The 23,577-nt window shown below is 52.2% G+C and carries 24 protein-coding genes; 10 read left to right on the forward strand and 14 right to left on the reverse strand.

Translation table 11 applies throughout. The features are described 5' to 3' along the window. The first annotated feature begins 25 nt into the window (after window positions 1-25). The gene (locus tag Q394_RS0109210) at window positions 26-979 is read left to right on the forward strand and encodes a helix-turn-helix domain-containing protein (RefSeq protein WP_028489033.1); all 954 of its coding nucleotides are present in this window, start codon (window positions 26-28) and stop codon (window positions 977-979) included. Between the two features lie 19 nt (window positions 980-998). On the opposite strand, the gene Q394_RS0109215 is transcribed toward Q394_RS0109210, so the two are convergent. Then, on the reverse strand, window positions 999-1,676 hold the full coding sequence (locus tag Q394_RS0109215; RefSeq protein WP_028489034.1) for a hypothetical protein: 678 nt from the start codon (window positions 1,674-1,676) through the stop codon (window positions 999-1,001). A 98-nt stretch (window positions 1,677-1,774) separates the two neighbouring features. Then, complete coding sequence (locus Q394_RS0109220; protein ID WP_028489035.1) at window positions 1,775-1,963, reverse strand: YgaP family membrane protein; 189 nt, start codon at window positions 1,961-1,963, stop codon at window positions 1,775-1,777. A 94-nt stretch (window positions 1,964-2,057) separates the two neighbouring features. On the opposite strand from Q394_RS0109220, the gene trpD reads away from it, so the two are divergent. From trpD to Q394_RS0109245, 5 genes are read left to right on the forward strand one after another with little or no spacing between them, the layout of a single operon-like run. Further along, on the forward strand, window positions 2,058-3,080 hold the full coding sequence (trpD, locus tag Q394_RS0109225; RefSeq protein WP_028489036.1) for an anthranilate phosphoribosyltransferase: 1,023 nt from the start codon (window positions 2,058-2,060) through the stop codon (window positions 3,078-3,080). Further along, entirely contained in the window at window positions 3,080-3,874 is a 795-nt protein-coding gene (gene trpC / locus Q394_RS0109230; RefSeq protein WP_028489037.1) for an indole-3-glycerol phosphate synthase TrpC, read from the forward strand. Before trpD ends, trpC begins: the two co-directional genes overlap by 1 nt. 18 nt (window positions 3,875-3,892) lie before the next feature. Further along, on the forward strand, window positions 3,893-4,678 hold the full coding sequence (lgt, locus tag Q394_RS0109235) for a prolipoprotein diacylglyceryl transferase (RefSeq protein ID WP_028489038.1): 786 nt from the start codon (window positions 3,893-3,895) through the stop codon (window positions 4,676-4,678). Next, window positions 4,675-5,469 carry a thymidylate synthase gene (locus Q394_RS0109240; RefSeq protein ID WP_028489039.1) on the forward strand — a complete coding sequence of 265 codons (795 nt, stop codon included), beginning with the start codon at window positions 4,675-4,677 and terminating at the stop codon, window positions 5,467-5,469. The genes lgt and Q394_RS0109240 overlap by 4 nt, the downstream gene beginning before the upstream one ends. A 40-nt stretch (window positions 5,470-5,509) precedes the next feature. After that, window positions 5,510-9,019, forward strand: coding sequence for a pyruvate carboxylase (locus tag Q394_RS0109245; RefSeq protein ID WP_245606761.1), 3,510 nt, complete (start codon window positions 5,510-5,512; stop codon window positions 9,017-9,019). Window positions 9,020-9,075: 56 nt separating this feature from the next. On the opposite strand, the gene Q394_RS0109250 is transcribed toward Q394_RS0109245, so the two are convergent. From Q394_RS0109250 to Q394_RS0109275, 6 genes are all read right to left on the reverse strand, one after another. Continuing rightward, window positions 9,076-10,440, reverse strand: coding sequence for a cryptochrome/photolyase family protein (locus tag Q394_RS0109250; RefSeq protein WP_028489041.1), 1,365 nt, complete (start codon window positions 10,438-10,440; stop codon window positions 9,076-9,078). Beyond that, window positions 10,437-11,369 carry a MerR family transcriptional regulator gene (locus Q394_RS21430; protein WP_051543205.1) on the reverse strand — a complete coding sequence of 311 codons (933 nt, stop codon included), beginning with the start codon at window positions 11,367-11,369 and terminating at the stop codon, window positions 10,437-10,439. The genes Q394_RS0109250 and Q394_RS21430 overlap by 4 nt, the downstream gene beginning before the upstream one ends. 141 nt (window positions 11,370-11,510) lie before the next feature. After that, window positions 11,511-11,981 (reverse strand): YidB family protein, encoded by a 471-nt coding sequence (locus tag Q394_RS0109260; RefSeq protein ID WP_028489042.1) that lies wholly within the window; start codon window positions 11,979-11,981, stop codon window positions 11,511-11,513. An 18-nt stretch (window positions 11,982-11,999) separates the two neighbouring features. After that, window positions 12,000-12,443, reverse strand: coding sequence for a peptidoglycan-binding protein LysM (lysM, locus tag Q394_RS0109265; RefSeq protein ID WP_028489043.1), 444 nt, complete (start codon window positions 12,441-12,443; stop codon window positions 12,000-12,002). A 131-nt stretch (window positions 12,444-12,574) separates the two neighbouring features. After that, complete coding sequence (locus Q394_RS19720) at window positions 12,575-13,192, reverse strand: C40 family peptidase (RefSeq protein WP_051543208.1); 618 nt, start codon at window positions 13,190-13,192, stop codon at window positions 12,575-12,577. A 130-nt stretch (window positions 13,193-13,322) separates the two neighbouring features. Further along, window positions 13,323-13,694, reverse strand: a complete 372-nt coding sequence (locus tag Q394_RS0109275) for a TusE/DsrC/DsvC family sulfur relay protein (RefSeq protein ID WP_028489044.1) — start codon at window positions 13,692-13,694, stop codon at window positions 13,323-13,325. A gap of 202 nt (window positions 13,695-13,896) precedes the next feature. On the opposite strand from Q394_RS0109275, the gene Q394_RS21435 reads away from it, so the two are divergent. Beyond that, entirely contained in the window at window positions 13,897-14,505 is a 609-nt protein-coding gene (locus Q394_RS21435) for a hypothetical protein (protein ID WP_051543212.1), read from the forward strand. A 12-nt stretch (window positions 14,506-14,517) separates the two neighbouring features. On the opposite strand, the gene Q394_RS0109285 is transcribed toward Q394_RS21435, so the two are convergent. From Q394_RS0109285 to Q394_RS22995, 5 genes are all read right to left on the reverse strand, one after another. After that, window positions 14,518-15,726, reverse strand: a complete 1,209-nt coding sequence (locus Q394_RS0109285; RefSeq protein WP_028489045.1) for a TFIIB-type zinc ribbon-containing protein — start codon at window positions 15,724-15,726, stop codon at window positions 14,518-14,520. A gap of 14 nt (window positions 15,727-15,740) precedes the next feature. Continuing rightward, complete coding sequence (locus tag Q394_RS0109290; RefSeq protein ID WP_028489046.1) at window positions 15,741-16,835, reverse strand: SPFH domain-containing protein; 1,095 nt, start codon at window positions 16,833-16,835, stop codon at window positions 15,741-15,743. A gap of 3 nt (window positions 16,836-16,838) precedes the next feature. Further along, complete coding sequence (locus Q394_RS0109295) at window positions 16,839-18,008, reverse strand: toxic anion resistance protein (RefSeq protein ID WP_028489047.1); 1,170 nt, start codon at window positions 18,006-18,008, stop codon at window positions 16,839-16,841. Window positions 18,009-18,037: 29 nt separating this feature from the next. Continuing rightward, complete coding sequence (locus Q394_RS0109300; RefSeq protein ID WP_028489048.1) at window positions 18,038-18,904, reverse strand: 5-bromo-4-chloroindolyl phosphate hydrolysis family protein; 867 nt, start codon at window positions 18,902-18,904, stop codon at window positions 18,038-18,040. Window positions 18,905-19,536: 632 nt separating this feature from the next. Beyond that, window positions 19,537-20,337 (reverse strand): M23 family metallopeptidase, encoded by an 801-nt coding sequence (locus Q394_RS22995; protein WP_028489049.1) that lies wholly within the window; start codon window positions 20,335-20,337, stop codon window positions 19,537-19,539. 36 nt (window positions 20,338-20,373) lie between these two features. Here Q394_RS22995 and Q394_RS0109310 point away from each other — a divergent pair, with 36 nt between their 5' ends. Continuing rightward, window positions 20,374-21,543: a pyridoxal phosphate-dependent aminotransferase gene (locus Q394_RS0109310; protein WP_028489050.1), complete on the forward strand. Its 1,170-nt coding sequence runs from the start codon at window positions 20,374-20,376 to the stop codon at window positions 21,541-21,543. Between the two features lies 1 nt (window position 21,544). Here Q394_RS0109310 and ypfJ read toward each other — a convergent pair whose 3' ends face one another. Next, the gene (ypfJ, locus tag Q394_RS0109315) at window positions 21,545-22,411 is read right to left on the reverse strand and encodes a KPN_02809 family neutral zinc metallopeptidase (protein ID WP_028489051.1); all 867 of its coding nucleotides are present in this window, start codon (window positions 22,409-22,411) and stop codon (window positions 21,545-21,547) included. Between the two features lie 162 nt (window positions 22,412-22,573). Here ypfJ and Q394_RS0109320 point away from each other — a divergent pair, with 162 nt between their 5' ends. Both Q394_RS0109320 and Q394_RS0109325 read left to right on the forward strand, forming a co-directional pair. Continuing rightward, window positions 22,574-23,167 (forward strand): RNA polymerase sigma factor, encoded by a 594-nt coding sequence (locus tag Q394_RS0109320; protein ID WP_245606762.1) that lies wholly within the window; start codon window positions 22,574-22,576, stop codon window positions 23,165-23,167. Continuing rightward, the gene (locus Q394_RS0109325; protein ID WP_028489053.1) at window positions 23,167-23,574 is read left to right on the forward strand and encodes a hypothetical protein; all 408 of its coding nucleotides are present in this window, start codon (window positions 23,167-23,169) and stop codon (window positions 23,572-23,574) included. Before Q394_RS0109320 ends, Q394_RS0109325 begins: the two co-directional genes overlap by 1 nt. The last annotated feature ends 3 nt before the right edge of the window (window positions 23,575-23,577 follow it).

A 23,577-nucleotide genomic window follows, 5' to 3' on the forward strand; every position in this document is an offset into this window, starting at 1 on the left:
CTGTCAGAATGAATAGGAGCTTGTCATGGGATCACCCAGCCCCCCATTGTCTAAAAGCGGTATGCCAGAGCTGGAGCGTGAGTTCCAGCGTAGCCCCGGTTTGGGGTACGAGCCGGAAAGCTTGCTGGGTTATGTGCGCTATCTGGAGCATGGTGCGCCTAATCCGCTGATTCGTTGGCATTATCACGAGGAATACGAGCTGCACCTGATCGTCAGTACGCAAGGTAAAGTATTCGTCGGTGATTATATCGGTCGTTTTGAACCGGGAAATTTGGTGTTGACTGGCCCGCGCTTACCACATAACTGGATTTCCACGGATGTACCCGAAGAAGGCGTGCCGGTGCGTGACCGGGTGCTGCAATTCTCAGACGAGCCACTGCGCAAGGCAGGGGAACTGATTCCCGAGGTTCGTGAAATTTTTCCATTGTTGGAGCGTGCCCGGCATGGCATCGAGTTCATTGGCTTGAGTGAACGGGCTAGTGCGTGTCTTACCCGTATTCAAGAAACCGCTGGCTTGCAGCGCTTCAGTGAGTTTTTGCAACTGTTGGGCGAGTTGTCGCAGCATGATGATTACCGGCTGTTGTCCAGTGTGAAGCTACAGAGTTTCGATGATGATGCTTCCCTGCACCAGATTAGCGAAGTGGTAGATTATATTACCCAGCATTACGCCACATCCTTCACGATGGAGGAAATTGCTCAGCGTTTTGACATGACGGCTAGCCGTTTTTCCCGTTATTTTCGCCGTGCTACAGGCAATACCTTTACTGACTTCATTAACCATCTGCGAGTGAGTCGTGCTTGCCAGTTGCTGATGGAGACGGATCAGTATGTCAGTACCATTGGCTATAATGTTGGTTTTAACAATATAGCCAATTTTAACCGGCGCTTTATGGAAGTGAAAGGGATGACACCGAGCGAATTCCGACGGGAGGGGCTGATACGATATGGCCATGCAGCGGGTGTGGCATCGACCCGCTGATGGGATGGGAGTGATGGACTTATAGTCCGCCCGCAAATTCCGCATAGCCCTGAATAAACGCCAGCTTTTCCTGCGGGAGGCTGACATTCACGCCTTCATTTTGCAATTGTTCCAGCAAGGCAGCACCTTGGTTCAAAATCGCCAGTAATTGCACTTCGTCAAACATTTGCAGGGCTACTTGCAGCTCGTCCTTGTCCGCTGACAACAGGGTGGGAACCAGTTCATCGGGGTGAATAGGTGAGTTTGGATTCAACAAATCTGCCACCAATGGCGCATCCAACAGGGCAAAATGTGCTTCGCGGGCACTTTCCTCCTGATCCAGTTCCTGATGCGCCTGCATGTCTGTACCCGCACCACGCCGTACACTCGCCATCATGAAACTCAGCAGCTTGCGGATGGCAGCTTTGGTCTTGCTGACATCATGACCGAGGCTGGAGGCACTTTCGTAAGCGCGATCCATGCGGTCTTTGAGTTGCAGGATTACGTCGCTCTCGACATTGCCAGCGAGCGAGGTAGTTTCTTCCAGCAATTCGTGGAAGTCGCGGTTGAAGGTTTGCAAGGCTTCGTGATCCAGCCGTTGTGCGTCGATGAGGTTGTCATCGTCCAGCGTGGGGGCGAAGGGAAACAGTGGGTTGCTGGCTTTGCGCAGTAAATGACGCTCGTGTGAGCCGGGGTGCTCACTGGGTTTGATGATCATGCGGTATCCTTCCAAATGAATGGCGGGCAATATCGCATACTGCTTGGCTCGCGGCAAATGACGCCAGCCAAGTCAGTAGAAATCAGCTTGTTTGCTGCTTACTTCTTGTCGGTATTCATGCCAATCAGCTTATAGGCCGGGCAGAAGTTCAAGTAGCCAGTAGCGAGTAGTACAATCCCGATCAAGGTCAGCAGGATACCACCCTTGAAAACCAAACCCCAAATCAGCAGGACAGCGCCTGCACCGAAACGGATATTTCTATCCATACTGCCAACATTCTTTTCCATAAGACACCTCTTTTAGTAGTGAACACAACAGACCAAATCCATGTTAGCATTCGTCCATTCATCATCTTATCTTAGCAAGAATCAAGCGGATTACATGGAATTGCAAAAATTTATTCGCAAAATCACCGAAAACGGCTCATTTTCTACCGAAGAAATGACGGCTGCGATGCGTACCATCATGACAGGTCAGGCAACTCCCGCGCAAATTGGCGGGTTTCTGATTGGCTTGCGGATGCGCGGTGAAACCGTCACCGAAATCAGTGCAGCGGCAAGCGTCATGCGGGAATTGTCTACCCGCGTGGACGTCAGCCCTGAGCATTTGGTGGATACCTGTGGGACGGGGGGGGATTCCTCCGGTACGTTCAATATTTCCACCGCCAGTGCCTTTGTAACGGCAGCGGCGGGCGCAAGGGTAGCCAAGCACGGCAACCGCTCGGTTTCCAGCAAGTCTGGCAGTGCCGATGTGCTGGAGGCTGCTGGCGTGAACCTAAATCTTGCCCCGGCACAAGTGGCGCACTGCATTGAGCAATTGGGTGTAGGCTTTCTATTCGCCCAGCTACACCATAGCGCGATGAAACACGCGATTGGTCCACGCCGTGAATTAGGCGTTCGTACCCTTTTCAACTTGTTGGGGCCGCTGACCAATCCGGCGAACGCACCGAATCAGGTACTGGGCGTATTTGACCAGCAATGGGTGCGCCCGATGGCTGAAGTGCTAAAAGCTTTAGGTAGCGAGCATGTGATGGTGGTTCACGCAGCCGATGGTTTGGATGAAATCAGCACCGCCGGACTAACCTTCGTCGCTGAGCTGAAAGACGGGGTGATTACGGAATACACCCTCCAGCCCGAAGATGTGGGTGTACGCCAGTCCAGCCTCGACAGTATCCGGGTGGAAACCGCCGCCGAAAGCCTGAATTTGATCCAACGGGTCTTGGCGGGCGAACCCGGCACGGCACGTGACATTGTGTGCTTAAATGCGGGGGCGGCCATTTACGTGGCGGGTTTGGCAGACAGCCATGCGGGTGGGGTTGCCAAAGCCCAGCAAGCGATTGATTCCGGGGTAGCCGCTGCGCGTCTGCAACAACTGATTGACCTAAGCAATGGTGTTAATGCCTGATGAGTACACCTGATATTTTGCAAAAAATCCTGCACACTAAGCAGGAAGAAATCGCGGCGCGTTCTGCTGTGCGCCCCTTGGCACAGTTGGCGGAAGAGGCTGCGAGTGCCTCGCCGGTACGCGGTTTCATCCAATCCATGCGTCAGCGGATTGCAGCAGGTGATTCTGCGGTGATTGCTGAAATCAAAAAGGCATCCCCCAGCAAGGGGCTGATCCGCGCTGATTTCGACCCGCCTGCGATTGCGGCCAGTTACGAGCGGGGTGGTGCGGCTTGTTTGTCGGTGCTGACCGATGCACCTTACTTTCAGGGGCATGAAAGCTACTTGCAAACGGCGCGGGCAGCTTGCCAGTTGCCCGTTATTCGTAAAGATTTCATCGTTGATCCGTATCAGGTGTTCGAGGCGCGTGCTATTGGTGCAGACTGCATCCTGCTGATCGTGGCGGCATTGGCTGACGCACAGATGAAGGATCTGTACGCGCTAGCAAGGGAACTGGGCATGGATGCACTGATAGAAGTGCATGACAAGGATGAACTTGAGCGTGCCTTGCGTCTCAATGCCCCACTGATCGGCATCAATAACCGCAACCTGCGCACCTTCGAAACTTCGCTGCAAACCACTATCGACCTCTTACCTGATGTGCCAGAAGAGGTGTTACTGGTGACTGAAAGCAGCATTCATACGCAAGCCGATGTCAAACTAATGCGAGACCACGGCGTCCACGCTTTTCTGGTCGGGGAAGCCTTCATGCGGGCTGAAGACCCCGGTTCTGAACTCAATAAACTGTTTTTCTAGCAAGAGAGTACCTGATTCATGCTGGTTCATCCTCAATTTGACCCGATTGCCTTATCGCTTGGCCCGTTGAAAATTCATTGGTACGGGCTGATGTATGTCATCGGTTTTCTCGGCTTCCTGATTATCGGGAAAATGCGTGCTAAAGAACCCAGAAGTGTCATGAATCCCGACCGGGTGGATGACATGATGTTCTGGGGCGCTATCGGCGTAGTGGCGGGTGGGCGCATTGGCTACATGTTGTTTTACAACCTGAAAGGCTTCCTGTCTGACCCCATATCGCTGTTTCAGGTGTGGGATGGTGGCATGAGTTTCCACGGCGGTTTGTTGGGCGTGATTCTGGCAATATTCTTGTTAGCACGGCGTTGGAATTTGAATTTCTTTCAAGTCAGTGATTTTGTTGTTCCGCTAGTACCAATTGGCTTGGGCGCAGGGCGTATCGGCAATTTCATCAATGGTGAATTGTGGGGTAGAGCCACGGATGTGCCGTGGGGTATGGTATTTCCGCAGGTGGATAATATTGCTCGTCACCCGTCACAGCTTTATCAGGCATTCCTCGAAGGGTTGGTGCTGTTCCTGCTGCTGAACTGGTTTAGGAAACGTTCGCCGCCGGTGGCTGCGATTTCTGGCCTTTTCCTGGTCGGCTATGGGATTGCACGGGTGATGGTGGAATTTGTGCGCGAGCCGGATTCACAACTCGGTTACGTCGCTTGGGGCTGGGTCACGCAAGGGCAAGTCTTGAGCGTGCCGATGATACTGTTGGGCTTATTGTTCATGGGCGTTGCTTACAAGGCAGGCAAGCGGTGAAGCAATATCTGGATTTAATGCGCCATGTGCGTGACCACGGGGTTCGTAAGGATGACCGCACCGGTACGGGAACGGTTTCCGTGTTCGGCTACCAGATGCGTTTTGACTTGAGTGAAGGTTTCCCGGTGGTCACTACCAAGAAGCTGCATTTGCGCTCGATCATCCACGAGTTGCTGTGGTTCCTCAAAGGTGACACCAATATCCGTTACCTGAAGGAAAACGGCGTCAGCATCTGGGATGAATGGGCAGATGCCGAGGGCAACCTCGGCCCGGTTTACGGCTACCAATGGCGTAACTGGCCGACACCCGATGGGCGGCACATCGACCAGATGGTTCAGGTTATTGAACAATTGAAACACAACCCCGACTCGCGCCGCATTATCGTCAGCGCGTGGAATGTGGCAGATGTCGATAACATGGCCTTGCCGCCATGCCATGCCTTTTTTCAGTTTTACGTGGCGGAAGGCAAATTATCCTGCCAGTTGTACCAGCGCAGTGCGGATATTTTCCTTGGTGTGCCGTTCAATATTGCTTCCTACGCACTATTGACCTTGATGATGGCGCAGGTAACCGGTTTGCAACCGGGTGAATTTATTCACACGCTCGGTGATGCGCACCTGTATTCCAACCATCTCGAACAGGTGGAACGGCAACTCAGCCGTGAACCTTACCCCTTGCCGCAGATGAAATTGAACCCCGCCGTCACCGATTTGTTTGCATTTACCTACGATGACTTTGAATTACAGGGTTATGAGTACCATCCGCTGATTAAAGCGCCAATAGCGGTTTGACTAGCGGCGGTCACTCACGCACACTATCAGCATAATAATAGTGTGGGCTTCCACACCTAGCCCACAGTTAACGGCAACCCGTTCCACCATTATCGAAGGTAGTCCAATGACCCGGCCAATCAACAAACTTCTGGTCGCCAATCGTGGCGAAATTGCCATCCGCATCTTGCGGGCAGCGTCTGAACTCAAGTTGCGTACTGTTTCCGTCTATACTTACGAAGACCGTTTTTCACCACATCGCTACAAGGCTGACGAAGCCTACCAGATTGGCAAGGATGACGAGCCGCTCAAGCCTTACCTCGACATCGAAGCCATCATCAAGGTGGCAAAACGCAACCACGTAGACGCGATTCACCCCGGCTACGGCTTTCTCTCCGAAAACGTTACCTTTGCGCGTCGTTGCCGTGAAGAGGGCATCATTTTCATCGGCCCCACCCCAGAAGCAATGCAAAAACTGGGCGACAAAGTGGCTGCCAAGGAAATCGCGATTGCCTCTGGCTTACCTGTCATCGAGGACAGCCGCGAACCGCTGGATACGCTGGAAATTGCCAAACGTGAAGCTGACCGCATCGGCTACCCGCTGATGATGAAAGCAGCCTCCGGTGGCGGTGGTCGTGGGATGCGCGTATTGCGTGAACCTTCACAACTGGAAGGTGCGTATAACGACGCCCGCAATGAAGCCCTAAAAGCCTTCGGCGATGCTACCGTTTTCCTCGAAAAATACATCGACTCACCCAAGCACATTGAAATCCAGATTTTGGGTGACACTCATGGCAATATCGTTCACTTGTATGAACGCGACTGCTCGGTACAACGCCGCTTCCAGAAAGTGGTGGAAGTTGCCCCTAGCACTGGCTTGAAGGACGAAACTCGCGAAAACCTGTACAAATATGCCCTTGCGATTACTCGCCACGTTGATTACTCCTGTGCAGGCACAGTGGAGTTCTTGGTCGACAAGGATGAGCGCATTTACTTTATCGAAGTGAACCCGCGCGTACAGGTCGAGCACACCATTACCGAAGAAATCACCGGCATCGACATTGTGCGCAGCCAGATTTTGATCGCTGGTGGCGCTAAACTCGATGACCCAGAAATCGGTATCCCTTCGCAGGAATCGGTTGAATGCAACGGTTACGCCGTGCAATGCCGCATCACCACCGAAGACCCGGAAAACGGTTTCAAGCCTGACTACGGCACTATCATTGCCTACCGCAGCAGCGGCGGCTTCGGAGTGCGGTTGGATGCGGGTGCGGCTTACCCTGGTGCGAAAGTATCGCCGTTCTTCGACTCCATGCTGGTTAAAGTCACTACGTGGGGGCGTTCATTGGAAGGAGCTTCCAACCGTAACTTGCGTGCCTTACAGGAATTCCGTATCCGTGGGGTGAAAACCAATATCGGCTTCCTCGAAAACGTGCTGCAACATCCGGTATTTACCACGGGCAAGTGTACTGTTACCTTCATCGACAACCACCCGGAGCTGTTCCATACGGCGTTACGTTTTGATCGTGGCACCAAAACCCTGAAGTTCATTGGTAACGTGACGGTCAACGGCAACCCGGATGTGAAGTATGTCGATCCGAACAAGCATTTCCGCAAGCCGATCATCCCGGAATTCGACAAGGTAGGCGCATACCCCAAAGGTAGCAAAAACTTGCTGGATGAAATGGGTGCAGAAAAATTCTGCCAATGGGTGAAGGAACAGCCAAACATTTTCTACACCGATACCACGCTGCGTGATGCGCACCAGTCCTTGCTGGCAACCCGCGTGCGTACCGATGATATGATGAAAATTGCGGAAGGTTTGGCCAAAAACCACCCGCAACTGTTTTCACTGGAACTGTGGGGTGGGGCGACTTTTGACGTAGCGATGCGCTTCCTGCACGAATGCCCGTGGGATCGTTTGAAGCAACTGCGCGAAGCCGTTCCCAACATCCTGTTCCAGATGCTGTTCCGTGGCTCCAACGCCGTTGGTTACACTGCCTACCCTGACAATGTGGTGGAAGCCTTCATCGAAAAGTCGTGGGAAAATGGTATCGACGTGTTCCGCATCTTCGACTCCCTGAACTGGATCGAAGGGATGCGCAAATCCATTCAGGTGGTGCGTGAACGCACTGGCGGTATCGCGGAAGGCACGATTTGCTACACCGGTAATGTGTTAAACACAGACCCCAGCAATAAGTTCAACCTGCAATACTACCTCGATCTGGCGCGGCAATTGGAAGATGCCGGTGCGCACATGCTGGCACTGAAGGATATGGCGGGTCTGCTCAAGCCGTATGCAGCGGAAACCCTGATCCCGGCGTTGAAAGCAGCGGTCAACATCCCTATCCATTTGCATACCCATGACACCTCTTCCATCCAGTCAGCCACTTTGCTGAAAGCCATCGAAGGCGGGGTGGATGTGGTTGACGGCTGCATGAGTTCCATGTCCGGCCTGACTTCACAGGTTAACCTGAACTCGCTGATTGCCGCGATGGAAGGCCAGCCGCGTGAACAACCGTTCGACCTCAAGTCTTTGAACGATTACGCCAACTATTGGGAAGACGTGCGCGAAATGTACTACCCGTTCGAGTCTGGCCTCAAGGCGGGCACGGCGGAAGTGTACAACCACGAAATCCCCGGCGGGCAATATTCCAACCTGCGTCCGCAAGCGATTGCGTTGGGTCTGGAGCACAAGTTCGAGGAAGTGAAGGAAAACTACGCCATCGTCAACCGCATGTTCGGCGACATTGTGAAAGTTACCCCGTCTTCCAAAGTTGTGGGCGACATGGCGATTTACATGACCTCCAACGGCCTGACCGAGCAGGATGTGATGGAGCGTGGTAAGTCATTAGCGTTCCCTGATTCTGTGATCGACCTGTTCAAAGGCGGCTTGGGGCAAGTGCCCGGCGGTTTCCCCAAAGACTTGAGCGACATCATTCTCAAGGGTGAAAAGCCGTACACAGGCCGTCCCAATGATCACCTCAAGCCAGTGGATATGGATGCTGAGTTTGAAGCCTTTAAGCAAGAGTTCGACCCGGAACAGACGTTCCTCGACTTCCTATCGTTCAAGATGTACCCGGCGGTATTCCGCGAGTTCTACAAGCACCAGCAGGAATACGGCGAAGTCAGCCATTTGCCGACTTCATTGTTCTTCTACGGCCTCAAACTGAACGAGGAAGTGCTGGTTGAACTGGGGCGTGGCAAGGTGCTGATTATTCGCCTGCTATACCGTTCACCAACGGATGAAAGCGGTATGTGTGGTGTCACTTTCGACTTCAACGGGCAAATCCGTGCGGTACAAATCCGTGACTTGTCGGTTAAACCGACCCGTGCCACGAACCGTAAAGCGGTTGACCCGAATGAAATCGGCACATCCTTGCAAGGCAAGCTATCCACCGTTATGGTCAAGGCTGGGGATGAAGTTGAGGAGAATACCCCACTATTCGTGATCGAAGCGATGAAGATGGAAACCACCATTACCGCGCCAGCAGCGGGTAAGGTCAAGAAGGTTCACTTGCCAGCCGGGGAATTGGTTGAGCAAGGCGATTTGGTCATCGAATTCGAGTAAGCGGATCTGTTTTCCTGACCCTCCCGCCGTAAGGGGGAGGGCACAGGATTTCTGCATTATCCCGTCATTTTTATTTGCGAAAACTTCGTTAACGCCCGTTCGCGGCTAGCTTTTAAGTCCACGATCGGCAAAGGGTAATCCCGCGTCTGCAATTCCGGTATCCACCGCCGGATGTATTCACCGTCAGGATCGAACGTCTGCTCTTGCAAGGTCGGGTTGAAAATGCGGAAATACGGTGCGGCATCCGCGCCGCAACCGGCTACCCACTGCCACCCGAGTACATTGCTGGCAAGATCAGCATCCACCAGCGTATCCCGGAACCACTGTTCCCCCACCTGCCACGGCACCAACAAGTTTTTGGTGAGCAACGATGCCACGATCATGCGTACCCGATTATGCATCCAGCCGGTTTGCCAGAGTTCGCGCATCCCTGCATCAATGATGGGAAAGCCGGTTTGCCCGCGTTGCCAGCGTTCCAATACGTCGGTGTAATTGTCTGCCCACGGAAAGTGGTCGAAACGCGCATCTAGCGCCCGTTCGACGGTGTGCGGAAAGTGGTACAGCAGGTAATACGCAAACTCTCGCCAGCCAATTTCCTGCATAAAATGGCGTAAACCATTTTCCGCGCTGGGCTGTTCTGCCAAATGCCGTTCGGTATGGTAAACCGCTTGGCGGGGGCTGATTTCACCGAAATGCAGGTGCGGGGAAAGCCGGGCAGTGCCGGGTTGAGCGGGGAAATTACGCGCTTCCTTGTAAGCACCGCCATGTGTTGGCAAGAAATCGTGCAGCTTTTGCATGGCAGCTTCTTCACCGACTTGCGAGTGAGCCATCATGCCGGTGTCCCAACGGATATGCGGCAGCAAACCCAGTGTTTCCAGCGGCAGGCTTTCTGGTTGCAAGGGGGGGGGGGGAATGCGTTCCGGCAGGGGTAGGGGCAAATGCTGGATGCCGTGTTTCAACATGGCTTTCCAGAAAGGTGTGAAGACTTTGTAGGGTGTGCTGTCGGCTTTGAGCACTTCCCACGGTTCATTGAGCAGGCTGGCGTTGAAGCTGTGGACAGCACAACTTGGCTTGAGAGCTTCCTTGATGTGCTTGTCGCGGGCGAGGCTTTGCGGGTCGTATACCCGGTTCCAATACACATGGGTTGCGCCGGTGGCGGCGATCAGTTTTTGTAAGATCGGCAGCGCTGAGCCTTGTTGTAAGGTCAGGCGGTTTCCTATGGCTTGCAAGCGTGTATCCAGGTCTTGCAAACTGTGGTGTAACCATGCGCGACTGGCTGCTCCCAATTGGCTGACAGAAGTGGGTAACGGGTCGTCAATGAAGAGCGGGATAATGTGGTCGCATGTACGGCAGGCATGGTACAAGGCTGGGTTATCAGCAAGGCGCAGGTCTTGCCGCAGCCAAACGATGGCGGTTGTCATGGAGCCTTACCCGGTATGAGCAGGGTTTGATCCATGAAACGGCAAACCTCGCTTAAGTCAGTCGGTAGCCTTTGAATCAAGGCGTGTTCCTGCGTTTCAGGCGTCTGTTCTTCTTGAGTGCCTGACAGGAAAACACGGATATTGGTCATGTTTACCAAGGCGTGCAAAGCGCTGGTAATGCTGCCGTGTTGGGGGAGCAGTAAAGCATCAAATGTTACCCGCCCGATTATCAGGGGCAGGTGATTCAGTTGGGTTTTTGTCCCCAGCAAGCTGACCTGATAACCGTGTTGGCTGAGCACATTGGCGAGTAACAGCGACTCTAGCTGCGCCTCATGGCCACAGGTATTAGCCAGCAGGATGTGTTTGCCTGTGGCGCGGCCATTGTGTTGCAAATAGCGTGAACCCAATTTGGCACACAGGAATTCGTGCAAGAACGCGTAATCCGCATGGGTGGAGGGCAGTACGCCCTGTTGTTGCCAAAGCTGTTGGTGGAGTGGCAGCAATAATTTTTTGGCGACCAGTTCCAGCGAATACAAAGACACGGCTTCGTTAAACACTTGTTCGAGTGAGCGGGCATCGAGTTTATGGATCCAGCGTTGGAACAGGGTGCAGTAATGTCGCCAAGGGTCATCGGTTTGCGCCGTTTTTGCTGGGTGCAACAGGGTTAAGTGGTTATTGCTGTCGATGACATCCCGGACACGGCTAACAGGAATGCCTTGATCAAGCAGCACCAGCACTTGCTTTACCCGTTCAACGTCCTGCTGGCTGTAAAGGCGGTGGCCTTTGGGGGTGCGGCGTGGTTTCAGTAAGCCGTAACGGCGTTCCCATGCCCGCAAGGTAACGGTGTTAACACCCGTCTGTTCAGAAACAGTGCCAATCGGAAAAAGTGCAGTATTGTCGTTCCCTTCAGGGGCAGTGTTAAAATTCATAGGTTTTGTAACGGCCTTGTACAGTAATCATCTAACTATAGGTGATTATCTGAAGCTGGAACAGTATTCCCATGAAAATTATGGGCATCAAAAAAGCCGCCTTGTTAGGGCGGCTTTTTTAGCGAGAACTGGTAAGCCGAATTAACGACCGAACAGCTTGCTTGCCAGACCAATAGCGCCAGATACGCCACCAACTGAATCCAGCAGGCTATTCATATCCAGTGAACCGCTTGGGGATGCTTTGTCGACGACTTCAGGGACAGCCGCTTGCAGACCGCTAACGGCTTGATCAGGGCTAATGCCCAGTTGCTGGGCGAAAGCAGCGATTTTGTCCTGACCGAACATTTGAGTCACTTGGCTACCGCTAGGCTGGGCATTAGCGCCATTGCCTAACCAGGATGCTGCCAGTGATGCCAGACCAGAGTCACCACCACCTTGCATACCGGAGATCATGGAGGCCAAGCCGCCTAAGCCACCCGCTTGTGCCTGATTTTGACCACCACCCATCAGACCCATCATGGCTGAAGCGATTTCAGTCATTTCCAGTTGGCCGTCACCATCTTTATCCAGTTGGCTTTTGAACAACTGTACAGCAATTTGCATCATATCCATGTATGAATGTACCTTTAGTTAGATATTTTTAGGAATGCGGATTTTCTGGCCTGGGAAGATTTTGTCAGCATCTTTGATGACTTCACGGTTTACTTCCACAATCTTGGTGTACTTGGCACCGTTGCCATAAGCATCTTCGGCAATTTTCCACAAGGTGTCGCCTTTGACGATAACATAAAATTCATCGTCTCCACCAACTTGGCTGCCATCAGTAATGGTCATGCCATCAGCTTTGACTTCCTGAATACCCATAGCGTTGCCTGCCATCAGGACGGCTTTTTCCAGCGCCTCAGCAGACTGTGCTTGACCAGTCAACGTGGCAACGCCATCCTTGACTTCAACTTGCAGGCCATTGACTCCGGGGTTGTCTTCATTGATGTGTTGTGTCAAGGCAGCGGGGGCTTCTTCTTCCTTGCCAAAAATTTTCTTGCCAATATTACGGGCAAAATCAAACAGTCCCATCTTATTTTCTCCTATGGTTTACGTGTGGATTGATCTCCAAGCGTAGTATAGACGCTATTCAGTCAAAATTAACCATTGACCTGATAGTCAGTCGAAAAATGCGATGTGAAGGTTCATACAGAAGAATAGGTTTAGGTGAGGAATGCACCAAATTTAACCAAGCGCTGCTGCCAGTAAGTTTTGCTGAGGCTGTCAATGGTGACTTTGCCACCGCCAGATGCTGCGTTAATGAAATCGCCGCGCCCGATGTAGATGCCTACATGATTGATTATGCTGCCACTGGTGCGGAAGAAGATTAGGTCGCCGGGTCGCATTTCTTCAAAGCTGATGGTGCGGCTGGCCTTGCTTTGTTCGAGTGCGGTGCGGGGTAGGCTTATGCCTTGGGCATTTTTGTAGACGTACTGCGTCAAGCCACTGCAATCAAAGCCTTCGCGGGGTGTTTCGCCGCCGTAGGTGTAACGTACTCCTAGCGCTTGATGTGCATGTGTGAGTAAGGCGCGTCTTGCCGGTGCATCGGCTGGTTCAGTTTGTTGGGAGAAGGGTTGGTATTGTTGGGAATAGGCGGGTTGCGACATTCCCTGGGTATTATAGCTAGCGAAATACGGTCTTGGTTCCCCTTGGTAAGCCCCCGGAACGGTATGGTTCCAATAAGGGTATTGTGCTGTTTGTGGGTAGTAAGCGACAGGCGCACAGCCACCCAAGAATGCCGCTACTGTACCCATCAATAGCGATGCTTTAATTTTGCCCATGATCATCTGCCCTATTTTTTGTTATGCATTTAGAACCAAAGCTTATTCTATAAGTTCAAAACTGAATGCACACAAACAGAACCCGGCCAAACATGACGCTTGGTCGGGTTTTTACAGGGATCAGGATTTTTTACCAGTTGGTGCCGAAACTTTTATCGGATTCATTGCCCAATTTAGGCAAGTCAGCCAAGTCGTGAATGGTGCTCAAGGGGCCATCCGGGAACAGTTGGTACAAATATTTACGCCCACCCTGTCGCAGAAATTCTTCCTGCATCATGTCGGCAAGGGCGCGGGCATTTTGGCAGTCGTCGCAGTGCTCGTAGAAGTCCAGTACAAAATTGACGACATCCATGTGGGCATCCGTCAGGGTAATACCGCGTTCGGCCGCATTTTTACTGATCAAATCGTAAACACGGTCAACTTTTAAGTGGGGAAGTGGAGCTCGCATAACGGGATGGGCACGTGGGAACATTTCGTCCAAAGAAACATCGCTAAACATCATGGTGTAATCCTCCTGCTGGTTTTTTATGGCGATCGTAAACCTTTTTGTATCTCTAGTGGTGTTATTTAAAGTCTCTGTATATACCTAAAGTAATATTTCCGACTGCTTAAGTCAAGTTATCGGTTCAGCTTAAGAATGATTTGCAAGAAATGTTGATGACGACGAGGTATCCTCGTGTCTGCTTAACTGTGTGGAGTATCCAATGCCTATGAGCACTTCCCAACCTACATTCAGCAGCCTGACACTGGCGGCTTACGGCTGGTCGCCTGCCAACTGGCAAGCAATGCTTTACCCAGATGATTTGCCCCCAGACTGGCACATTTCCTATTACGCCAACGAATTCATCAGGATTTTGCTACCCGCTAGTGATTGGGAAACATCATTGGCGAAAGCAGCGCTCTGGGCAGCAGAAACAGGGCAGGATTTTGGCTTCTATCTGGAAATTACCACTGGCTTATTGCAGGCGCAGCACTGGCAACAAGTAAAGACTGCCGTTGACATGTATTTGGATAATCAGGTATTGGGGCTGTTGGTGGAGGCAGAAGCACTGCCCTTATTGCCGCTGGATTGGTCAGAACGTTTCCCCGTGCATGTGCGGCATCCGGGGCAATGGCTGGCGGAAATGCCAAGTGGTGCAGAGGCGCAACTTGGCTTGTTACAAGCAACACAAGCATTTTCCCCACCCGCCTTGCGTGAAGTGTTTGAAGAAATCCAGCAACAGACAGCGCATCGGGATGTTATCCTGTTTCTGGATACGCCGTGGGCAATGCTAGAACAACTGCGTCTGATGAAGCAACTGTACGGAGTTTAAGCAAGGCGTTGCCTAACGGTAATAACCCGGATTCGAGCGATAAGGGTCGGGTAGCCGTTGGCGCGGCTGGTACTGCTGGTAATTTCCGCCCTGTTGAATCACCTGCTCAAATAGCCCTGCCTTTTCCATGTAATACCCCAGACCGCCCAGCAAACTAATGCCTAGTAACGCGGCAAACACGATTTTGACCACGCTGTAAGGCCGTTCCCCTTGAGTCTTACCGTTACGCCCGTTGATCACAAAGCGATAGGTTTCGCCGTTATAACGGAAGGCAGCAGACCATACCGGTAGCAAGACGTGTTTGAAGGTGGTGGCCGCATGTTGGGTTTCCAGACTGGTGACCCGTTGTTGATCACCGCCAATGTCGCTCAGAATAGCGTTATAGATCCGGTTATCCATGATGCCGCGTGCTTGCTCAAAGCCTTCATCCAGATCAACCTGATAAATTTCGCTTTGAAAGCCGCTCAGGTAACTCTCGTTGTAAGGCACGAGGTTGGGTAAATCCCACGGTTCGAGCCGGTCAAGAATAGCGCGGGGCAGGGTACGGGTTGCGCCCACCAATACATCATCAAAAAACAGCCTTACCCGCCCACTGACCGGCGTCCAGCGGATACGCGGTACATTTTGCACTTGCTGGCGGGGTTGCCCGTTGACAATGACGGTGACCATTTGGCGTTCGTAATAAATCACGCCACGTTCACCCCGGTAATAGCTGTCGGTATGGCTATCATACGTCCAGTAAGGGATGTAAATACCTAGCAACTTGTCGTCACGTTTGGCTTTGTCCTTCAAGGCAGAAGGGGCAAACCACAAGCCACTAATCCACTTGTCGAAGGCTGCATGTGCAGCTTTGTCGGTTATCAGGAAGGGTAACAAGGATTTAGGCTGGAACAGGCGAGCCTGCTCCGTCCCGGTGACAACAGGTGTGCCACAAAATGGGCAGTCACCCGCATGATTGTTTTGCTTTAGCTCAAAAATGGCGGCGCAATTGGGGCACTTGATGACCTGATTATTATCCAGTGGACGCAATTTTCCCTGCTGGATAGCGCGTAATGCCTGCTCAAAGCTGTACTCGCGAATCTCCTGATAGCTTTGGCGAATAGCATTTTGATGCCCGCAATACGTGCACGCGAGCGCGTCTGTCCCCGGTTGGTAAACCAGATCGGCGCCGCACTCTTCGCAAGGAAAGTGCTGCTGCTTAGTGTTGTTGTTATCCGCCATTTAAGCCTGCGTTGTTATTCTGTACGGTGAGGAGGTGCTGACGGTGGAATCGGTGGCGGTGCTTGCTCTGCAAACAAGCCACTGAGTGAGCTGGTTTCCCCGGCAGTTTGCCAGTTCGCCATGCCTGCTTGCCAGACCAGTGTGGTCGCCGTCAATTGCCCGTTTTGCACCATTTGCTGCAATTGTTGCAATCCCAAGGGGCCTCTGGATTCCTGCCCAATGGCGACATGCCAGCCGCTATCAGGGAGCGGTGGCGGGGTGGCTGCTGCGGGTTTGTTCAGTGCTTCTGCCATTTTGTTGGCCACTGCAAAGCCCATTCCCATATCCAGTGCGCTGTTAGAGCTACCGTTGCCAATACCTTGTGCGGTCTGGTATTGCAGGTATTTGTCGAGATTGCCGATCATGCCCATGCTGGTACGCTTGTCGAGGGCGTCCTCCACTTCGGTAGGGAGGGAGATGTTTTCCACCAGAATATTGGTTAATTTCAGGCCATAAGCGGCGTATTCAGGAGCAATTTTCTGGGTGACGAACTGTCCCAGTTGTTCGTAGTTGGCGGCCATGTCCAATATCGGAATATTGGCACTGGCAACCACGCTGCTGAAGCGGGTCACGATCATATTACGCAACTGATCGCTGATTTCATCGACGGTGAAATGCCCATCTGTCCCCATGATTTCTTGCATGAATTTGCGGGCATCGTCAATCCGCACCCCATACGTACCAAATGCCCGTACCCGTACCCCACCGAATTCGCTGTCACGGATCATGACTGGGTTGCGCGTGCCCCATTTCAGGTTGGTGAACTGCTTGGTGTTGAAGAAGTAAACTTCCGCTTTGAACGGGCTGTTAAAGCCGTGATCCCAGTGTTGCAGGGTGGAAAGCAGCGGCAGGTTTTGGGTTTCCAGCACATACATGCCGGGGGTGAGGATGTCGGCAACCTCGCCTTCGTTGACGAAAATCGCTACCTGCGATTCACGCACGGTGAGTTTTGCCCCGAACTTGATTTCATTGCCGTGGCGCTCGAAGCGGTAGACCATGGTGTCGCTGCTGTCATCGGTCCAGTCGATGACATCAACGAATTCACCCATCAGTTTGTCCCATAATCCCATGATTTATACTCCTTGGCGTGGGCTGTCGGCCTTGGCTTTGGCTGCTGTCAGGGCGTGACGCAGGTCACTTTCCATGACCTTGATTTCTTCCTCGGCCTTGGCACGCATGGCTTTGCCTTCGTCGGCAATGCGCAGCGAGTCGTTGATGGTTTCGATCAGGGTCTGGTTGGCTTTCTTCACGGATTCGATGTCGAATACGCCGCGTTCCATTTGCTTGCGGGTTTCAGCATTGCCCATGCGCAGGGTTTCGGCGTTCTTTTCCAGCAATTCGTTGGTGAGGTCGGAAGCCTTTTTCACCACTTCTGCGGCGTCGCTCATGCGGAAAATGGTGACGGCTTGTGCCAACTGGTTTTTCCACAAGGGCACGGTGTTGATCAGGGTGGAGTTGATCTTGTTGATCAGGGTTTTGTCGTTTTCCTGAACCAGACGGATGCTGGGCAGGCTTTGCATGGCTACCTGACGGGTGAGGCGCAGGTCGTAAACGCGGCGTTCGAGGTCATCGCGGGAGCTACGCAGATCGCGCAGATTTTGTGCGAGGATCATGTCTTCCGTATTGGCTTCGGCTTTGGCAACCAGTGCGGGGATGTCAGTGGTTTCTAGACGGCGCAGTTTTTCTTCACCCGCAGCAATGTAGGCTTCCAAATTGTGGAAGAAATCTAGATTGGCTTCGTAGAGTTTGTCGAGGGTCACCACATCGGTCAGCAACTGGGTCTTGTGACCTTCCATTTCGTCGCTGATGGTGTCAATTTGCTTGCGAACTTCTTCGTACTGGTTGAGGAATTCGACCACGGGTTTGGCTTTGCCGATAAGTTTTTCCCACCAGCTTGGCTCGTCATTGGGGTTCAGAGAGTCAATATCGAAGCCTTTAATGGCAACGACCATATTGGTCAGGGATGTGCCTGCGGAACCAATGTCCTTGTTTTTGACACCATTGAGCATTTTTTCGGAAATGGTGGTCATCTGTTCTTGGGTTTTGGTGCCAAAGAACATGATGCTGCTGCGGTCGTTCATGTCGATTTCAGCAATGATGCTTTCGAGTTTGTTTTTGTTGGCATCATCAGCTTGTTCGTAGGCAACCAGTTCCGTCGTGACTTCCGGCAGGGTGGCAAGTTCAGTGCCGGGGATCACTGCTGGAGCGGTTTGAACGGCTGTTGTCGTTTCTGTTTCATTCATGGTGATCTTCTCCTTGGGTATTGGGGGTATCAGAGGACGCCTTCGCGCTTGAGTTGGGTTTCCAGCACTTCTATTTGTACGTCCAGATCGAAATGGTTGTCTTCGAGCAATTTGGTTTGCTGTTCTGCAAATGTCTGTTCTATCGAATCCAGCACACGGCTGAAATTGGTTTCCAGAGCAACTGCCTTTTCTCCCTGATGAGTGCGTGCATAGCCTTCGGTGACACGCTGAGTGCCATCCAGATAGACTTTGAGGAATTTGCGGGCGCGGGATAGGCGAGTCGGGTCATCTTCGATGCTGTCGAGGACTTCACGCGCCTTGCTGGTGATGCGTTGCAGGCGGGCGTTGAATTCCGGGTTAGGGATTTGGCGGCGGGCGCGTTCAATCGCGTCGATTTTGATGTTGGCGGCATCCAGTGCGTCGAGCACTTCTTCGATGGTGACGCCGATGGAGATGTTGCCTGCCTTGTCCTTACGTGGGTCTAACCCGTAGTAGAGGGCAAATCCGAGGAAAGTTGCTGCCCCAACCAGAATGGAGGAAAGGATTCCACTCATGGCAAAATTGGAGATCCACCAATCTAACGCACCCGTGGCTATACTAATGATCAGCGCTGCTACGGTTTTAAAGGGCGTGGAAGGTGCGCGGGCAATTTTGCGCCGTTCATATTCGCCTTGTAAGCGGAAGCCTCGCCGGGCGACGCTCGCCCCGACCATGAAGGCTGCAAATATTCCGCCTGTGACCAAGGTATCCATGACATCACCTCGCATCAATGAACCGATGGCGGTAATCAGGGAGGGCAGGGGAAGTAAGTAAAGCAGGATACCCTTTATGCCGTAACGGACGTTATGGATAGTGGGTTCGTAGCGTTTGGCAGCCGACTTGACCGTTGTTGTCATGGTGTCTCCAGCTTAGAAGAGAGGGGGAAATAGGTGAAAAATAGATAGCACGCTGACACCGCCAACCGTCACCACCAAAAGAATAAAACCAACTGTCTTTTGTAATGCATAAGCCATTGCGCTTTGTCCTCCTTTTTATAATCAGTGCTAAGTGTAGCGTGTATATGAGGTGATAGCCCATTCTATTCAAGCATGATGCTTAGAAAAAGATTTTATTTATGAACAGAAGCTGTATAATGGCAAATAAGTTTGTGTCAGAACGAAAAAAAAGCGAGCCGTTTTATGCTCGCTTTTTGTAAAGGTAATCTAAGAACGCCGAAGCTGATGGCTCCGGTAGTGAATGCAAGCAAACCCCCTGTTTGCACGATTGCATTCGGTTCTCGTACTTTACCATTCAACCAGCTCCCCAATAAATGGCCGGTTGTAAAGGTTAGTTTGAGAAAGTTAACTTCAGCGTGCCGTCATCCCGAATCTCTTATGCCATTGAGTGTCAGAACGGCGGAACAAGCTTATTTTTTTATTTCAGATACATCTGACGACAGAATCGTTACCACAAACCCCAAGTTCGCGATTCCTGCTGAAGTTGTGACTATACTAAGGGTGAATCACTGAATCGAACCTGAATTCTTGGCTTATTTTTTAATCGATAAAAATAAAGCCGGGTCGACTGCCTCACCATTCAAATACACAGACCAGTGCAAGTGTGGGCCTGTTGCTCGCCCAGTGCTGCCGACCTGTCCGATAATATCCCCTTGTTGCACCGTGTCACCGGCTGCTACATTTATTTTGCTCAAGTGTGCGTACATGCTGATCACGCCGTCGCCGTGGTCAAGATAGACCGTGTTGCCGCTAAAAAAGAAATCATCGGTGTGTAACACTCGCCCAGCAGCAGTGGCTTTGACGGAGGTTCCACTGGCGGCGGCGATGTCCATGCCACTGTGTGGACTACGGGGTTGATTGTTAATAAAGCGTTTCAAGCCAAAACGCCCGGTGTCACGTCCTGGCACGGGTTTAATGAAATCCAGTTGTGCGTCACCCTCGGTGAAGTGCGTTTTGATTTGTTTTTGGGCGGCTTGTTCCTGAATGATGCGTTGGCTGGATTCATCATCCGGGTCGACCTTGTTTTTGTCTTTGATGGTAATGCGCTGGGTTTTGTATTGCTTAGCTTGTATCTGGAAAGGGATAGATCCTGTTGAAGTGTCCAGTTGCTGAGTACCTGTGTCTGCATCAAGGGGAATACCGATGACCGCGACCCATTCAGAATCCAGTGGCACGACCGTTACCCGGTTGCCTGCATACTGTACAATAGGCGTTTTGTCTGAGAGTGGCGCGACTGGAATGATGGCAATGCCGCCCGGTACAGGGTTGGCGTGTGGGAAAGCCAGCAGGTTGGCAGAATAAAATGCCATGCTTAATAGTAACCATTTTTTCATTTTTATTGACTCGATCAAGTTGGTACGAAATAGATCATGAAGCATAGCATAGCCGCGAAACGAATGCGGGACATCCAACCTTTCCATGTGATGGCTTTGCTGGCTGAAGCGCGTCAGCGTGAAGCCGCTGGGCAAGACATTATTCACATGGAGGTAGGGGAGCCGGATTTTCCAACCCCAGCACCTATTGTGGAGGCCGGTATCCGTGCTTTGCAGTCAGGGCAAACCAAATACACCGCAGCACGGGGTTTGCCGCCGCTACGTGAGGCAATTGCTGCTTACTATGCCAGCCGTTTTGGGGTGAACATTTCACCTGAGCGCATCCTGATTACGCCGGGCGCATCGGGCGCGTTGCAACTGGTGTTGGGGGCGCTGTTGAATCCGGGTGATGAAGTGCTGATGACCGACCCCGGCTATCCCTGTAACCGTCACTTTGTACGCCTGTTTGAAGGCAAGGCAACGGCTATTCCGGTGGATGCAGCGACTGACTATCAACTGAACCGTGCACACGTTCAGGAACATTGGAATACAGCCACTAAGGCTGTTTTGTTGGCAACACCTGCGAATCCCACCGGGACAGTCTTGACCTTGCCGCAATTGGCAGACATTCATGCCGCCGTTCGGCAACGTGGCGGGGAATTGATTGTGGATGAAATTTATCAGGGGCTGACGTATGGCATTCCTGATACCACAGCGCTGTCGGTAGACCCTGATAACTTGTGGGTCATCAACAGCTTTTCCAAATATTTCGGCATGACAGGTTGGCGCTTGGGCTGGGTAGTTGCCCCGGAATGGGCAGTGGAAACACTGGATCGTTTGGCACAAAACATCTTTCTGGCGGCATCCACCCCGGCGCAATACGCGGCATTGGCAGCGTTTACACCAGAAGCCTTGGCTATCATGGAAGCACAACGCCAGGAATTGCAGCAGCGGCGGGATTTTTTGCTGCCTGCCTTGCGGGAACTGGGCTTTGCGGTGCGTACTGAGCCGCAAGGGGCTTTTTACCTGTATGCAGGTTCAGAACGTTTCGGTGAGGATGCGCAGCGTTTGTGTCGGGATATGCTGGATCAAACAGGCGTGGTATTCACGCCGGGAATCGACTTTGGCAGCCATCAGGCAAACACGCATGTACGCTTTGCCTATACCACGGGCGTGGCGCGACTGGAGCAGGCAGTAGAACGTCTTGCCCACTGCCTGCCGCGTTGAGTTAACTGCTGAATGAATTGCAGTTTTTCAGGTCGCCCGATTTCAGGCCACGCTGAAACCATTCCATACGTTGTGTGGATGAGCCGTGCGTAAAGGAATCGGGGTTGATACGTCGCCCGGACATGCGTTGCAAGCGGTCATCGCCAATAGCACCTGCGGCATTGATAGCTTCTTCAATATCACCTTCTTCCAGTACATTGAATTGTTTGTGGGCATGGTGTGCCCACACGCCAGCGTAACAGTCTGCTTGCAGCTCCAGTGCTACCGACAAGCCATTGCTATCGCTTTTGCTGGCGCGTGCTTGCAGGTTGGTAACTTTGTCGGTCGTGCCCATCAGGTTTTGGACGTGATGACCGATTTCATGCCCCAGAACATACGCTTGGGCAAAATCACCGGATGCCCCCAGATTCTGGAGTTCGCGAAAAAAGCCGAGGTCGATGTAAACCTTCTGGTCGCCGGGGCAGTAAAACGGGCCAGTGGCTGAGCTGGAATAGCCGCAAACGGAATCCGTGCCGTCTTCAAACAGCACCAGTTTCGGCTCTACGTAGCGCCCACCAAGCTGGCGGAATACTGGGTTCCAGACATCTTCGGTCGAAGCCAGTACCGAGGAAGCAAATTGCCCCGCTTCGTCTTGGGGTGTCCCCGTAGATACGGTTTGGGTACTGCCCCCACCAAACCCACCGAGGATGGTATTTGCCCCACCGACCAACCCCAGCACCTGAATCGGGTTAAAACCCATGTACCAGCCAATCAGAACGGCGGCGACGGTGCCGAGTAGGCCAATTTTCATTTTACCACCACCACCACCGCTACTTCCACCCCGCCGGTCTTCCACGTTGCTGCTTTGCCGTCCTGTTCTCCAACGCATTTTGATTCTCCATAAAAATATTTGCAGGAATTATTTCGCCTTTTACTGAACTAAAGCCAATTGCGTTGTATCTGTCAACTTATAAATGACTACAGCGTTAATACACGGGAGTCTCCGGCTATTGGCAGGGGAAAGAGGGGCACTCAAAGGAATATGATGAGAATGGCGGCATTGATAACCGGTCATAACGAGCGGTTGGAGAGAGATTCGCACAAGGATGATGGTTTGGATAACACGACACGCTTGGACACTTTCCTGCGGGAAGTGAGTCGGCGTGCGTTCGTGGTTGCACGTCTGGCAACTCATGATGAAGATGAGGCAATGGATATTGTGCAGGATGCGATGTTCAAACTGGTGCAAAAATACGCTGGAAGTCCTCATGGTGAATGGGGTGCATTGTTTCACACCATCCTGCACAGCAGGATTAACGACTGGCATCGTCGCCAGAAAGTGCGTAACCGTTGGCGGGTGTTTTTTTCGACAAATGAGGAGGAGGATTCTGCACCGGAAGATCAGGTCGCCCAAACCCAGTTTTTGGAGCCAGAGCGCCAATTGCTGCAAGATGAAATGAGCGTTCTGATGCAAGAGGCGGTCGGGCAGTTGCCATTACGTCAGCAGCAGGCTCTGTTGTTGCGTGCGTGGGAGGGGTACGACATTGCAGAAACGGCCAACATCATGAAGTGCTCCGCAGGGAGTGTAAAAACACATTACTCAAGGGCTATCCACAGTTTGCGGGAAAAACTGGGAGATCATTAATGACAAATATGACACAAGAGATGACTGAGCGTTTAGTGGTAGGGGTCGTCAAGCAGGGGATGGATCATTCTGTTATCAACCTGGGCTGGCAAACGCAAGCTAAATTGACGCGCTTACGCTTGCAGGCATTGGATCAGCTTGACCAGCCGTCTGCTGGTTTTGGCTTTTCATCGCTTTCGCGGGGATTTGCGATTGCAACGGCTGTCACATTGGCAGCAACCCTTTGGGTGTTGCCAGATATGGCTGAGACACGTTCAGGGGGATTGGCATTGGCTAGTGATGCCCTGATGGATGCGTCAGCAGCAAATTTGGATGTTAGCGCTATGGATGTGCTGATGTCCGGTGAAGAGATGGATTTGCTGGAAAATCTGGATATGTATGAATGGCTGGATGCTGAATATGGTTAGCGA

Source organism: Thiothrix lacustris DSM 21227, from assembly GCF_000621325.1.
GTDB classification, from domain to species: domain Bacteria; phylum Pseudomonadota; class Gammaproteobacteria; order Thiotrichales; family Thiotrichaceae; genus Thiothrix; species Thiothrix lacustris.

Excerpts from the sequence above, each read along its gene's own strand:
- Q394_RS0109210 (WP_028489033.1), top strand. The coding sequence starts at position 26 with ATGGGATCACCCAGCCCCCCATTGTCTAAAAGCGGTATGCCAGAGCTG.
- Q394_RS0109215 (WP_028489034.1), bottom strand. The coding sequence starts at position 1,676 with ATGATCATCAAACCCAGTGAGCACCCCGGCTCACACGAGCGTCATTTA.
- Q394_RS0109220 (WP_028489035.1), bottom strand. The coding sequence starts at position 1,963 with ATGGAAAAGAATGTTGGCAGTATGGATAGAAATATCCGTTTCGGTGCA.
- trpD (WP_028489036.1), top strand. The coding sequence starts at position 2,058 with ATGGAATTGCAAAAATTTATTCGCAAAATCACCGAAAACGGCTCATTT.
- trpC (WP_028489037.1), top strand. The coding sequence starts at position 3,080 with ATGAGTACACCTGATATTTTGCAAAAAATCCTGCACACTAAGCAGGAA.
- lgt (WP_028489038.1), top strand. The coding sequence starts at position 3,893 with ATGCTGGTTCATCCTCAATTTGACCCGATTGCCTTATCGCTTGGCCCG.
- Q394_RS0109250 (WP_028489041.1), bottom strand. The coding sequence starts at position 10,440 with ATGACAACCGCCATCGTTTGGCTGCGGCAAGACCTGCGCCTTGCTGAT.
- Q394_RS21430 (WP_051543205.1), bottom strand. The coding sequence starts at position 11,369 with ATGAATTTTAACACTGCCCCTGAAGGGAACGACAATACTGCACTTTTT.
- Q394_RS0109260 (WP_028489042.1), bottom strand. The coding sequence starts at position 11,981 with ATGGATATGATGCAAATTGCTGTACAGTTGTTCAAAAGCCAACTGGAT.
- lysM (WP_028489043.1), bottom strand. The coding sequence starts at position 12,443 with ATGGGACTGTTTGATTTTGCCCGTAATATTGGCAAGAAAATTTTTGGC.
- Q394_RS19720 (WP_051543208.1), bottom strand. The coding sequence starts at position 13,192 with ATGGGCAAAATTAAAGCATCGCTATTGATGGGTACAGTAGCGGCATTC.
- Q394_RS0109275 (WP_028489044.1), bottom strand. The coding sequence starts at position 13,694 with ATGATGTTTAGCGATGTTTCTTTGGACGAAATGTTCCCACGTGCCCAT.
- Q394_RS21435 (WP_051543212.1), top strand. The coding sequence starts at position 13,897 with ATGCCTATGAGCACTTCCCAACCTACATTCAGCAGCCTGACACTGGCG.
- Q394_RS0109285 (WP_028489045.1), bottom strand. The coding sequence starts at position 15,726 with ATGGCGGATAACAACAACACTAAGCAGCAGCACTTTCCTTGCGAAGAG.
- Q394_RS0109290 (WP_028489046.1), bottom strand. The coding sequence starts at position 16,835 with ATGGGATTATGGGACAAACTGATGGGTGAATTCGTTGATGTCATCGAC.
- Q394_RS0109295 (WP_028489047.1), bottom strand. The coding sequence starts at position 18,008 with ATGAATGAAACAGAAACGACAACAGCCGTTCAAACCGCTCCAGCAGTG.
- Q394_RS0109300 (WP_028489048.1), bottom strand. The coding sequence starts at position 18,904 with ATGACAACAACGGTCAAGTCGGCTGCCAAACGCTACGAACCCACTATC.
- Q394_RS22995 (WP_028489049.1), bottom strand. The coding sequence starts at position 20,337 with ATGAAAAAATGGTTACTATTAAGCATGGCATTTTATTCTGCCAACCTG.
- Q394_RS0109310 (WP_028489050.1), top strand. The coding sequence starts at position 20,374 with ATGAAGCATAGCATAGCCGCGAAACGAATGCGGGACATCCAACCTTTC.
- ypfJ (WP_028489051.1), bottom strand. The coding sequence starts at position 22,411 with ATGCGTTGGAGAACAGGACGGCAAAGCAGCAACGTGGAAGACCGGCGG.
- Q394_RS0109320 (WP_245606762.1), top strand. The coding sequence starts at position 22,574 with ATGGCGGCATTGATAACCGGTCATAACGAGCGGTTGGAGAGAGATTCG.
- Q394_RS0109325 (WP_028489053.1), top strand. The coding sequence starts at position 23,167 with ATGACAAATATGACACAAGAGATGACTGAGCGTTTAGTGGTAGGGGTC.